General features: G+C 46.6%; 12 protein-coding genes and 1 tRNA gene. 10 read left to right on the top strand and 3 right to left on the bottom strand.

The genetic code is table 11. The features are described 5' to 3' along the window. The first annotated feature begins 219 nt into the window (after positions 1-219). Positions 220-1209, top strand: a complete 990-nt coding sequence (locus BN4_RS03325; RefSeq protein ID WP_015413939.1) for a PilZ domain-containing protein — start codon at positions 220-222, stop codon at positions 1207-1209. Positions 1210-1213: 4 nt separating this feature from the next. Here BN4_RS03325 and BN4_RS03320 read toward each other — a convergent pair whose 3' ends face one another. After that, positions 1214-1651, bottom strand: coding sequence for a Fur family transcriptional regulator (locus BN4_RS03320; RefSeq protein WP_015413938.1), 438 nt, complete (start codon positions 1649-1651; stop codon positions 1214-1216). Between the two features lie 424 nt (positions 1652-2075). Here BN4_RS03320 and BN4_RS03310 point away from each other — a divergent pair. From BN4_RS03310 to BN4_RS03280, 7 genes are all read left to right on the top strand, one after another. After that, positions 2076-2167: transfer RNA gene (locus BN4_RS03310), tRNA-Ser, on the top strand. Positions 2168-2348: 181 nt separating this feature from the next. Then, a complete protein-coding gene (locus BN4_RS03305) occupies positions 2349-3569 on the top strand; it encodes a tyrosine-type recombinase/integrase (protein WP_015413936.1) in 1221 nt (406 codons plus the stop codon). Positions 3570-3571: 2 nt separating this feature from the next. Continuing rightward, positions 3572-4339: a hypothetical protein gene (locus tag BN4_RS03300; RefSeq protein ID WP_015413935.1), complete on the top strand. Its 768-nt coding sequence runs from the start codon at positions 3572-3574 to the stop codon at positions 4337-4339. Between the two features lie 123 nt (positions 4340-4462). Beyond that, positions 4463-4666 carry a helix-turn-helix transcriptional regulator gene (locus BN4_RS03295; protein ID WP_041720116.1) on the top strand — a complete coding sequence of 68 codons (204 nt, stop codon included), beginning with the start codon at positions 4463-4465 and terminating at the stop codon, positions 4664-4666. A 25-nt stretch (positions 4667-4691) separates the two neighbouring features. Next, positions 4692-5531, top strand: coding sequence for a helix-turn-helix domain-containing protein (locus tag BN4_RS03290; RefSeq protein WP_157871252.1), 840 nt, complete (start codon positions 4692-4694; stop codon positions 5529-5531). A 1-nt stretch (position 5532) separates the two neighbouring features. Then, positions 5533-7806, top strand: coding sequence for a DotA/TraY family protein (locus BN4_RS03285; protein ID WP_041720115.1), 2274 nt, complete (start codon positions 5533-5535; stop codon positions 7804-7806). Between the two features lie 91 nt (positions 7807-7897). Next, positions 7898-8485 carry a hypothetical protein gene (locus tag BN4_RS03280; protein ID WP_015413932.1) on the top strand — a complete coding sequence of 196 codons (588 nt, stop codon included), beginning with the start codon at positions 7898-7900 and terminating at the stop codon, positions 8483-8485. Positions 8486-8732: 247 nt separating this feature from the next. Here the strand turns inward: BN4_RS03280 and BN4_RS03275 are convergent, their stop codons facing one another. Beyond that, positions 8733-10103, bottom strand: a complete 1371-nt coding sequence (locus BN4_RS03275; RefSeq protein ID WP_015413931.1) for a sigma-54-dependent transcriptional regulator — start codon at positions 10101-10103, stop codon at positions 8733-8735. A 2-nt stretch (positions 10104-10105) separates the two neighbouring features. Further along, entirely contained in the window at positions 10106-11947 is a 1842-nt protein-coding gene (locus BN4_RS03270; protein WP_015413930.1) for an ATP-binding protein, read from the bottom strand. 245 nt (positions 11948-12192) lie between these two features. Between BN4_RS03270 and BN4_RS03265 the strand changes: the two genes are divergently transcribed. Both BN4_RS03265 and BN4_RS03260 read left to right on the top strand, forming a co-directional pair. Then, the gene (locus BN4_RS03265; protein ID WP_015413929.1) at positions 12193-12657 is read left to right on the top strand and encodes a zinc resistance-associated protein; all 465 of its coding nucleotides are present in this window, start codon (positions 12193-12195) and stop codon (positions 12655-12657) included. Positions 12658-12726: 69 nt separating this feature from the next. Further along, positions 12727-12990 carry an SHOCT domain-containing protein gene (locus BN4_RS03260; RefSeq protein WP_015413928.1) on the top strand — a complete coding sequence of 88 codons (264 nt, stop codon included), beginning with the start codon at positions 12727-12729 and terminating at the stop codon, positions 12988-12990. The last annotated feature ends 23 nt before the right edge of the window (positions 12991-13013 follow it).

The raw sequence follows: 13013 nt of genomic DNA, 5'->3' as shown, positions 1-13013 counted from the left end.
TCGTACCCCGTAAGGGGATGACTCTTTTTCAGAAGGTTGAGTTAACAGTACCTAAGGTAATGCGAGCCTGCTCATTAAGACATCTCATTGCCAGCATGCTAACGACTTGATATCTATTGTATTGACTGTATGACAGATTGTTTTTATTCGAAATCATCTTCGATAGTTTGCTGTGAGTGCCCATTATTTATAACTATTTGAACTTTGGAAGTTGTTCTTATGTTGGATTTTACTGCTCAACTTGAATATTTGCGTGATGTCCAGCGGACATTCGGCAGTGGGTCCGACCGAATTGATTTGGTTGTTGTTTTTTCCAAAATTCTGTTGATTACAGTGCCCCTTATACTCGTGATGGCGCTTTGGCACTATCGTCATATTATCGGTTTTACCATTCTCAGACTTTTTTATCGTGTTTTTGCCCCTCGTACTCATAGTATTGTCGAAAATTACCTGATTAAAAAAGGTATTATCGTTAATGTGTATAAGTATTCTACAGATGGGAGCGGGCGAAAAATAGCGACTGCGCGTGTGGAAGAAGTTGTTAATGGCATGATGAAATTGCAGCTAATTAAAGTTGAACCTACTGCATTGAATCTTAAGAACACCCGTGTGATCTGTTATACCAACCCTTTTACTTATTCCGGCAAGAAGTTGAATTCCTTTTCTACTTTTGTTGCATCGGTGAGTAAACGAGGTTCGGTTATCAAAGCATTGTCATTGATGACTCCGGTTCGGTATCGATTTATTGTCAGACGAAAACATAGTCGACAGCGAGTTACGCGGGAAGGAGCTATCAGGGTCAAGGCTTGGGAGGGGAACAAGCGAAAATCATTCTGGATGGCAAAACCGGATTTGCAAACTATAAATAATCCAGCACGCTATGGGGAAAAAATGCGATTAAGCGTAGAGAATATCTCTGCGGGTGGGATGCGCATGTTTATTTTACATCCCAAAGGAGGTTTGCCCACTCTAAATCAAGGAAATGAATTGATTCTACGGGTTAGTGTCTGGAACCCAAAAAGTAAAAAATTTTCATATTTTACAGTTGTTGGTGTCATTCGAAGTCGCTTTCGTGGACGGGGTGGGGCTATCGGGCTTGGGATTCAATTTACAGCTGAAGGGGAGAAGCTGGATGGACGGTACAGTTGGAAAAGCCTTCATGGTGAAATGAAGGCTTTAAAACAATTTTTACACGATACAACTCGCTAATAGATTATTTTTTCTTCGAACGACAATCTTTGCAATAACCATAGAGGTACATCTTGTGCCGAAGCAGGGCAAATCCATGCTCTTGCGCCAACTCTTCCTGGCGTTTTTCAATCATCGTATCGAGAATTTCTATGTTTTGCCCACATTGTTCACAAATGAGGTGGTCATGGTGAGTTTCACCATATGATAGCTCATATCTGGTAACACCGTCTGCAAAGTCCAATGGCTCTATAAGACCTGCTTCATTGAGTAGCTTGAGGGTCCTATAGACCGTTGCTTGCCCAACCGATTTATCTCTTCTTTTGACCTTGATATACAGTTCTTCAGAAGAAAGATGGGCATTTTGTTTAATGAACGTGTCCAAAATGAGTCGCCTTTGGGGGGTCATCTTGAGACTCTTGTTCGAAAGGTAGTCTGCAAAAACATCTTGCGGATTTTTCATTCTCTATCCAATCGGTTTGTATGAATAGTTGCTCATTTTTCACTTACGATATGCCATGAAACATGTCAAAGGGGGGGGCTACGAGAAAGGACGTGATCAAGTCCTTTTGAGGTCGCCTAGATTCGAACCTGCTGACATGTTTAATGGAATATTCTCTAACAACTAAGATCGGTTTTGTTAAGACAATTATGTCCATGCTCTTATCATGGATGAATGTGTTCATATTCATCTAGAATTATGAACTTTCAGGACCCAATAGCGTGTCTCTTCACTCTTAGTAGGTGTTATTTTGTTCAAAAGAAGTTCTGAGAACCCAATTCTTATACCCCCAAGCATTTAACATGGTTTTCATCTTGACAATTCTTGGAGTCACTCCTACAAAGTTTCTCCCGGATTCGATTGTAACAAATAACAATCAGTTCACGGAGAGGTGGCAGAGCTCGGTTTAATGCGCTGGTCTTGAAAACCAGAGGCGGGGCAACTCGTCCGGGGGTTCGAATCCCTCCCTCTCCGCCATAGAATAAAATCACTTTGGTTCATAAAGTGTCATAAGCCCTCAAAATGAGGGCTTTTTTGTTTCTTTTTGTGTGCCTTGCGGTGTCATAGGGTGTCTTGAGATGGCTGGTATAAAGGTACAAAAAATGGTATAAATCGAAATATACCATTTTTCATTATACCACTCTCAGGAGAAGACTACATGCCGCTGACAGATGCCAAGATCAAAGCAGCCAAACCGAAATCCAAAGAATTCACCCTGAATGATGGTGAAGGCCTATCTCTAGTCGTTAACCCGAAAGGGCGTAAGTGGTGGCGATTTCGCTACCAAATCAATGGCAAGCGGACCATGCTGTCTCTGGGGCCATATCCTTACATCAGTTTGCAAGAAGCACGACTTAAGCGGGGAGACCTGAAAACCCTCATTGCTCAAGGTCATGATCCTTCTCGGAAGCGCAAGGAGGACAAGAGGAAAGCAAGTGCAAGTGAGGCATTTGAAGCCATTGCAAGGGAATGGTTCGGGAAACAGGTAGGCTCAGGGTGGAGTGAGCGCCACGCGAAAACCACAATGGAACGGATGAAGAAGAACATCTTCCCCTTCATTGGAGACAGGCCCATATCGGAGCTTGGCGTTGAGGATATGCTTGGAGTCGTTCAACGATGCGAGAAACGAGGAGCCGTAGAGACAGCTCGGCGTATTCGTCAAATAATGTCCCAGGTCTTCCGCTATGCAGTGGCTGCCGGACGAGCTGAGCGAGATCCTGCTGCGGATATCAAGGGTGCGCTCCCTCCTGCGAGGAAGGTGAAACATCATCCTTCGATAACCGACCCTAAGGAAATCGGCCCCCTCTTAAGGGCTGTAGATGGCTTCTCAGGGACTTTGGTGGTGCATTGCGCTCTTCGGTTCGCTCCCTTGGTTTTTGTGCGTCCAGGAGAACTCAGGAACGCAGAATGGGGTGAAGTTGATTTGGAGGGGAGCGAGTGGCGGATACCTGCGGAGAAAATGAAAGGAGGAAGTCCCCATATTGTCCCCCTGTCCACTCAGGCCGTGGAGGTCTTAACAGAACTTCATCCACTTACTGGCCCCTCTGGGTATGTCTTTCCAAGTGTGCGAACGTCGGCACGCCCGATGTCTGAAAATACGATCAATGTATCTCTTCGGCGTATTGGATACGACAAAACCGAAATGACAGGGCATGGCTTCAGGTCTATGGCTTCAACACTTTTAAATGAGCATGGCTGGCATAAGGATGCCATTGAGCGGCAGTTGGCCCACACGCCTAAAGACAAGGTGAGGGCGAGCTACAATTACGCTGAGCATCTGCCGGAGCGTAAACTAATGATGCAAGCTTGGGCAGACTATTTGGATAGTTTGAAGGCTGGCGGGAAGGTTGTTCCATTGTTTTCTCAGAAGGTGGGGTGAGTATGAGCGAAAGGTCGAAATTAAATACTTTTGTTGGTCGGAAAGGGGAGTCTTGGAGCGGTGTTAATCTAGACGTCCTTCCTGAGATCAATTTTGAGGCAATAGAGGGACAGACAGGCCTAAAGCTAAACGAAGACATTCGTGAAGGTATAAAAAGGGCACTCGCGGGATATGTTTGTCAGCTGAGAGGTTGTGTGGACAGGCCTTTAGCTGACGAAAGAAAAGAGTTGCTCAAACATGTTGAGAAAGCATGTAGATTACTTGAGTCTTTTCTCGAGTGGGATTCCCCGGGAACCTTAGGCGAAGATGAATATGATCCAATTAAGTTGTATCTGTACGAGCATGTACGTCCATCTGTGAATTGTTTTGTAGATAGGGGTGAAGGGGATGGTTTTCCTCGGTTGGTTGTCAAAGAATGTAAATTATTCGACGATGAAGTCGGAGAAATCGCCCTAGATGGGAAAAATGTCAGCGACTATCTTGCTCTTTGTAGGAAAAAAATCATGGATGAGAGAAGCTTGCCATATCCTTCTGGGCGTCCTGAAAATTTTGCAATTGAACGTTGCTTGAAATGGCTTCAGAAGTATTATCATAAGGCTGGAGGAGAAGGCCGTGGTGCTAAACGTTCAGATGGCGCAGGGTTCAGTGGGCCATTTTTAACGTTTGCTAAACTGTTTCTTGATTACACTAAAAAACCCCTTGGTCTTACTGGTAACCCTTTTGCCGAGTCTACTTTGGGGGCTCTTGTTATAAATAACCTCAAGTTATAATTCTACATTTTAACCACCTCATAATAGAGGTAGTTGTAATGTTACTAATAATCGATTTTGTTCCATAAGGTTTCACCAAGAGTAAAGGCATTCATGTGAATGCCATAATCTATGGAGGAACATATGAAACAACCTTTTCCGCAAGTGGGCTTTGTTCGCCTGCCTCAAGTCCTTGCCGTTATTCCCCTCAGTCGCAGTACTTGGTTGCGTGGGGTTAAGTCTGGAAAATATCCAAAACCTGTGCAGTTGACGAAAAGAACAAGGGCTTGGCGTGTTGAGGATATCCTTGAGTTGATAGACTCCCTATCTGAAACGGCAGCCAGCTAAAGTTATGCAACCCGGTGTGCGCTTTTTGCCTTACAAGCTTTTTGTGGGGTTATTTATTCCTGATATTGTAGCGAGTTTCGATGGGTTACAGCTTTCATCTAAACTTGTTTGGGGGAAGTTAGCACAACATGCAGGTGAAACCGGTGATTGTTTTCCTGGTGTTGATACCATTGCAGAAGGGCTCGGCTGTAGCGGACGAACCGTACAACGCTGTCTCAATGAGTTGATTGAAAAAAAGTTCATTGAAGTTGAGCGTTGCTTCAGAAAGAAAAGTCGTCTGCAGACAACCAATCGTTATTATTTCCTTTGGCATCCAATTTTTGATTCAGCTTTGACTCGGACAAAGCAAGAGTCTGACAGGGTGACAAAAAGTCGCCCTAGGGATGACAAAAAGTCACCCCTAGGAGCGACAAAAAGTCACCCCTCCAACGGTGACAAGATGTCACCCAAAGAGAATCAGTACCTCTTTGAAGAGAACCCCCAAAAGAGAACAAGAACAAAAAAGAGAAAAGGCAGTAGTGGTTGTCTTTCTTCTGAGGTCTTGAGGTGGATTGATATATGTTCGGTAATCAAAAAAGATGCCGATGCATATAAAGCAAAAATGGTGCTTCTTGGCGAACAGGGAAAATTGAATTTGGATTTACTTGAGAAGGAGGCCGAGAAAGTGGCTCAAGGAGAGAGGGGAAGCTCCTCAAGTCAGCATCGAGCAGTGATTGAAAAGTTGATTTCTGAGGGGCGGGGGGAAGACTTCATTCATTTCTTAGACGCAACGAGTACCCCAATGATTACAATAGGCGGCTTAAGTTTTGATACTGATGTAGCTAGAAGCATGGTTGTAAAGACGATGAAGGAGCTTGGTGAATAGTATGGCCATACCTATCTCTCCTGACCTTTCCCCAACCGACATGTCCGCGATCGCATTCTCGAAGATATTTGGAGAGAACTGGTGGGCGATTACAGAGCACGCCTCGGTCAACACCCCCTTTTTCAAAATTCTCTCCGAGATCAACACGCTGCTCATGGCGGCGGTTGTTGGTTGGTCGATATGGACCTTTGTTATGTCTCTGGGTGGAACTGCCCAGGAGGGCACGGTCGGAGGTAGGCGTTTCAATGGTGTGTGGTGGCCGATCCGTTGCATGTTTGGAATGACCATGACGACTCCTATGCTTTCGGGGGGGATTTCCCTTTTTCAAGCTGGAATTCTTGTATGCCTCGGTTGGGCATGCACCTGGGCAAATAGCATCTATTACTTTTCCATGGATCATTTGGCTAAATCCAATTTTGCTGCAGTCACGGCTGAAATGCCTCCACAGATGCAAGAGGAGGCCAAGAATATCGCGCGTGTTTTGATGCAGGCAGGCTTGGTTCAGAATTACATTAGCAAAGAGTCCATTGATGAGAATAGGGAATTTTTGAAACGAGGTTCCCAGCCAATTTCTCCGGTGTGGGTAGGCTTTTTACCGTTTTCCACCAGTGCCCATAGTTCAACCCTTGAGTCCAATGACTTCAGCTTGTTTTCAAACGACAGGCCAAAGTGGATTTTTAAATTCGCGGTTCCTCCAGGGCGTGGTCTAGATTCAGAGGATCTCGGCACTATCGAAATCCCTGGTGATGTCAAAGACCCTATGATGTTGGCGAAAGTGAACGGCATCATAGCTATGAATAATGTGATTTTCCCGGCTGCCTCCAGAATCGTATACGGTGTAGAGCAAACTGATTCCAATTGGCTGATTTCAGCTGTTAATGCGTATCAAAGTTCCGTCATGCCGGTCATTCAAAACTTTGCGTCATACTACCCTCAATATCAGATCACACAAGATTCTCAGAAGTTTGTTGGCAAGACTAAAGAACTTGGCTGGATGGCAGCTGGCGCATGGCCGTTGATGATGTCTCAGCTTTCTAGGGAAGCACGAGATATAGTTGCTAGCCCGGTTAACTTGAGCCGAATGGATACCAAGGCTGTTAGCCGACAAGCCGAAGATTTTCTTTTTGGTGGTCTGGGAATAGCCTTATCCGTAGGCGATGCGAAATTTAATGCGCAACCCGATCCATCACAAGTAGGTACGTCCATCAAGCAAGCTATGCTAGCTGGAGATGTGTCTAGCATGGTTGAAGATGCGTTATATGCTTTTTCTGGGCGTTTTTTCCTCCAAGATCTGTTGAATCGCTTTGAAAATGAAGATCCTACGCTCGTAGTCGCGCAATTTGGACATCGAATAATGGATGCAAGTGCCATGCTTTGGAGTGCAGGGCTGGGATTGCGCATGGCCTCAGGTTACGGGGAGGGCTTTACCGAGAGTTTGTTTGGGAAAGTTGTTGGTGTCTTCACAGGTGGACAGCTTGAAGGAGCTGCTGGAGCCGGTATAGAAGGGGCAAAGTACATAGCCGAATCGGTGGTTAAAATTACTGATGGACTGTACACAATCGGAATTATATTTGCCTATGTAATACCTCTTATGCCTATGTTGTATTGGTGTATTGCTATGGTTGGATTTCTGTTGCTTGTCGTAGAAGTGATGGTAGCCGCACCTTTTTGGGTGGCTGCCCATGCATGGAGTACTCAAGCAGACGGCCTTGCAGGCGAAATGGGTAGTCAGGGATACTACCAATTCCTTGAGATTCTTTTTAAACCACCTCTCTATGTCGCTGGTTTTATAATTATATTTATGATCATGAGAGTGATGGGCTGGATTGTCGCTAGAATATTTGAAGCATTTTATTACAGTTATTCGAATGCAGATATTAGTTCGGTTTCATCCCATACAGGCATTTTAACTAGTTTCTTCATGTGTATTATCATGAGTGTACTTTTCGTCTATATGTTTTCTTTCCTTTGCTCCCAAGGCTATTCTCACCTGCCGCGTAAAGTTATGAGTTGGATAGGTCATCAGGCTTCTACAATGGGCCTCGCAGGACATGCTGATTCTATGAGGCAAATAATTATGGGAGGTGTGGGGAATGTGACGCATAGTTCCCCTAAGCCTAGTAGCAAGCCTCAGAGAGGTGATAACCAAGGTAAGAAGGGAGGTGGTGAATCCTCTGGAGGAAGCTCTGGATATAACCCCAATAGGCCTGGAGAGGTGTCAGAAGTGGTTGAAGGGACGGGAGGGGCTGGCTCGAATTTGCTTGACCGAGATTGAGACTCATAGAATGAAATTGATTTTTTTAACAATCATACGTATACTTTATACGTATTTGAGAGTTCGAAATCAATTCTGAAATGGAGGCCATATGAATTTTAGCACGAACAGTATTCCCTTCAGTCAAGAAGGGGGTAATTCTGTCAAGGATCAGCTGAAGGATATCATTGGCCTAAACCCTGTGGTCAGGGATTTAAAAGGGCTAGGAGTTGTTGTTACTCTACTGATCGTGTCTGCTGCACTCGGCATGAATGATATTGCTGCCTTTTGGTCTCTTATAGCCTTTTGGTTTCTCGTTCCGGTGGGCATTATCACGCTTTTATTTGCATTCAGTCACATATTCGCTGTGCCTACCTACAATAGAATTAAACGAGCGATTGAGTGCGGTGAGATCCAGGTCGATTTCTACGTGCCGGCTAAGTATCGACGTGGAGGCTACCTGGTGATTGATCGTGGGGCCGACGCTATCTATTTCGGCGGGGAGATGTACCGGCTTTCAGATTTGCGTGACGTTGGTGCAGGAGAAAGGAGCCACTCTGTTGGTAGCTCTAATTTTTCCCAAGGAACTTTGCATTTGTTTTTCCGGGCTGGAGCCAAACCTGAACAGGTTTTGTCAATGAGCACTCATGAGCAAGCTCGACAGGAAGAGTTGAGAATTCGCAATTTCATGGGGTGGTAACTTTCAGCGTTGCCCCTTTCTCCTTGAATGGCCCGACACTTGGGGAAGTGTCGGGCCGTTTTGTTTAGGGGCACATAAACGGAGGCGGCTTGAAAGCCGCCTCCGTTTAGTCGTCTTCAGGGGGACACTCCATAGAAAGGGAAAAAACGCACGCTTAGAAAGCGCCCCAAGTGGTTCCCCCTCCTCTTAAATGTCTGACTGTTGTAATAATAATTTCTAATTGCGAGACAGTAAAAAAACGCGATCGTTATTTCTTAATAAATATTTCATACTTCTTGATCTTATTGTCCAACGTCGTGCGCGTGATGCCCAGCAGCTTTGCCGCCTCGCTTTTATTGCCTTCCGTCTGTGTCAGCGTTTCTTCGATGGCAACCTTTTCGATCTCTTGCAGCGACTTGCCGCCTACGTGATGCTGGCCTCCATTGGAGCCACTAACATTTTCGAAATGCTGCGTAAGTGCTGAAGGCAAATCCTTTTCAGACACGTATTCACCAGCGGAAAGAATGACTGCTCTTTCCACTGCGTTTTCCAGTTCACGGACATTTCCGGGCCAATCATATTTCACGAGCACATCCATTGCCATGGGGGTAAATCCCTTCAACTGCTTTCTGTTGAACTCGGAGAAACGCTTCAAGAAAAATGTAGCCAACAGTGGTGTATCCTCTCCACGCTCCTTCAAAGACGGAATCCAGAGGTTCACCACGTTCAGCCTGTAATACAGGTCTTCTCGGAAATTCCCTTTTTCGACTTCAACCAAGAGGTCTCTGTTGGTTGCTGCGATGATTCGGACATCAACCTTCAAGACTTTGTCACTGCCGACTCGTTGGATTTCTCGCTCTTGAATTGCCCGGAGCAACTTTGCCTGCATTGGCATCGGTATTTCACCAACCTCATCCAAGAATATGGAACCACCGTTGGCTTGCATGAAACGGCCATCCCTTTTCTTGTCTGCTCCAGTGAACGCACCTTTTTCATGGCCGAAGAGTTCTGATTCTAAGAGAGTGTCAGTCAGGGCAGCGCAATTGACAGTCACAAGCGATGCCTTCTTCCGGTTGCTGTTTGCGTGGATCGCTTTGGCAAACAGTTCCTTCCCGGTGCCACTCTCGCCGGAGATCAAGATCGTGGCCTCAGTCGATGCGACAGTCTTAACCATACTGATAAGCTCGTTCATGGGCTTGCTGTTGCCGATAATGTCCGTCAGGCTTGAGTCTTCCGATATTCTCTCTTTGAGGGACTGGTTTTCCTTGATGAGCGTCATGTGGTCCAGAGAACGCTCCAAAGTCATATTGAGTTCATCAAAGTTCAAGGGCTTGGTCAGGTAGTCATACGCCCCCAACTTCATCGCCTCCACAGCCGTATCAACGGAAGAGTATGCGGTCATGATCACAACCGGAATGGCCGGGTTATATTCCTTGATCTGGCTCAGGGCTTCAATGCCACCGATTCTTGCCATTCTGACGTCCATCAGAACAGCGTCAAAGGGAGCCTCCTTCACCTTCTCAATGGCGTCTGCCCCATCTTCCACGCCCACAACAGCATACCCCCACCCCGTAAGCATCGTTTCAAGCATTGATAGGTGTGCTTTGTCATCGTCTACAACTAAAATCTTGGCACTCATATTTACGCCGTTCCTTTTGATTCTATCGGAATGAGAATGGTAAAAGCTGTTCCATTTGGCCCGGTATATTCAACTTTGATTTCGCCGGAATGGGCTTCGACAATCTTGCTCACGATGGCAAGGCCCAACCCTGTTCCGGTCTGTTTGGTGGTGAAGTACGGGTCAAATATGCGCGACACATCAGCATCAGAAAGCCCTGCGCCTGTATCTGAAACCGTCAACTGCAAGAAAGCTCCATGCCTGTTGGCATCGACTGCAAGCGTGCCTCCATCCGGCATGGCCTGAATGGCATTGACGTAAAGGTTGATCATGGCTTGCGTCATCCGATCCGGGTCGAGGATGACATCTCCAATGTCTTTGGAGGTCTCCAAGGACACGGACACACCCGCACTTTCGGCCTCCTGTTTAACCAAGCGCAGAGAGCTTTCAAGAAGCGTTGAGACATCCGTATCGCGCAGTTTGACGTCAGCAGGACGGGCCATTTCAAGGAGTTCAGATATGACTCGGTTCAGTCGATCAACTTCCGAGGTCATGACCTCTGCTGCCTTTCGATTGTCGCTGCCTTCATCAAAAAGGGAGCCGAAGTATGTTGCATAGCCCTTGATGGAACTCAGAGGGTTGCGCACCTCATGAGCAACACCTGCGGCAAGATGACCAATAGCTGCCATTCTATCGGCTTTGCGAACCTCTTCTTGGAGTTCTTTGACCTGACTCAGGTCGCGAACCATAAATAACTGGCCAACATTGACTCCCTCTTCGGTGATGATATCAGTTACAACCGCCGCTATAGGCAACTTATGTCCGTCATTCAACGCAAGCTCCATTTCTTTCTCAACTACCTGCTGCTCTGTATTTACTGAGGAGCGAAGCACCCAGAGTTCATCGGGCAAGAGGGTTTTGGCCTGTTGTCCCACAATCCGTGTGATATCATCATAATCACGTGCCAACAGAGCAAGGGCAATGTCGTTTGCATAGGTGATTCGTCCATCAGGATCGCATACAACCAGACCTTCTGGGATGTTCGCTACCATCTCTGCGGTCAACGCTTGAGAGTCCTGCAAAAGCTTCTTGGACCGTGTGTGGCTTTGCATCCAGAACAAAGACACCACGCCACCAAGGCCCAAGAGCAGCAGGATACCTGACATAGTCAATGTTAATGAAACGTCTTCGGCAATGGCCTCTTCGAACGGAGCTACGTCCATACCAATAAATATGGCAGGTCGTTCGGCTGGGTCCAATATCCTGTCCTGTTTAAGTCCACTCATCCAGCCCGGTTGGCACCAATCATCGGACATGCCTCCTGACTGTCTGCCCATCATACGCTGCATCATCTGGCTTCTTCTTTGCTGCATTGCTGCAGGCAGGCCAGACTGAGTGCGCTGTGCCAAAGCAGGAAGGAATCGCTTGAACACCTCGAAAGACTTTGTGCCTTCGGGTTCATCTACGACACGCCACTGAGAATCCTTGGTGACAGCCAACTCGGTCAAATCCTTTTCGGAGATAAACTGCTGACCGATTTCAACTTCATTACTATGCGCCAGAATTTCTCCGGAGGAGTCTACCACGGCAATGTAGAGGATGTCGGGTTGGGTCGCGATTTCTTGCATCAACACTTGCAGGTTGGGTCCCTCACCGAGCATGCCCATCATTCCAGTGCGTGTTCCTGCTTCAAAGGCTTTGATCAAGGCCGAGCCTTTCTCACTGAGCACCCGTCCCATATATTGTTTTTCGCGATTGTAATTCATGAATGCCAAAACGAGCACCACGATTACAAGGATAAGGCTCATCCCGATAACAGCCCAAGGCGACATATTTCCCAAAAAATTGTTGATTCTTTTCTTCATTATTCGGCTTTCCTTTTTCAGATCGAGACAGCCTGGCTAAAATTTAGACACTCTGCATGCCTCATGTGTACACTTTTTAAGCACTCACGCCTACCTTCTCAATCCAGATCACGCGGCGGATTCCGCTGGAAAATACTTTTCTCCAATATTAAGTGCGACTTGTAGAGTTTGTTCATTCTTTGGCATCAGTCTTGCCTTAGTCATTGCAAAGCTTGTTCACAAAACACTCAATAGGAGAAATTATCATGAAGAAGAACATTATCGCTTTGGCACTGGTTATGGCTGTTGGTCTCGCTTTCGTCGCAACCGATGCAATGGCATGGGGATACGGCAACTGCGGAGGTTGGAATGGCAATGGATACAATGCACAATCCTTCGACACCAACAACAAGGCGTATCAGGACTTCCTGAACTCCACCGCCAAGCTGAGGGCAGAGATTGATGCAGACCGCGCTGAACTGGCCGCTATCATGGCCAGTCCTAATCCTGATGCAAAGAAGGTCCGCAGCCTGACAAAGCAGATCAATGAGGGCATCACCACCCTCAATGAAAAGGCTGCTGCTCAGAATCTCCCGACCAATGGCATGATGGGTCCCGGCATGATGGGACGCGGAATGGGCCGAGGCATGATGGGGCGTGGTATGGGTCCCGGTATGATGGGTTACAATGGCTACGATAATGGATACGGCTACAACTGCCCCCGTTGGTAGGTCTGAATCTCGAATTCGATGGGGGAGGAAACTCCCCCTCACCTCTCATGCTCATAAGGAGATTAAATCATGTGGAGTTGTAATTTTGGAATATTGAATGGCGGTGGCCCCGGCTGGTTCATGGGAGGCGGCATGTTTGGATTCATTTGGATGATACTTCTCGCATTGGTTGCGGTGTATCTCATCTCCAAACTCTTTCAAGCCTTCACCTCCCGACAAGGTGGACGACCGGACAGAGATGACTCCCTGAACATCATCAAGGAAAAATTCGCAAAGGGAGAACTCACTGCGGATGAATACCAACGAATGAAGGAAGTGCTGACAAGACAATAAGATATCGCAATAAATGAAGTTGA

The organism is Pseudodesulfovibrio piezophilus C1TLV30 (assembly GCF_000341895.1).
Taxonomy (GTDB): domain Bacteria; phylum Desulfobacterota; class Desulfovibrionia; order Desulfovibrionales; family Desulfovibrionaceae; genus Pseudodesulfovibrio; species Pseudodesulfovibrio piezophilus.
The sequence above is the reverse complement of the archived record's forward strand: the minus strand, read 5'-3'. Positions and strand labels throughout refer to the sequence as shown.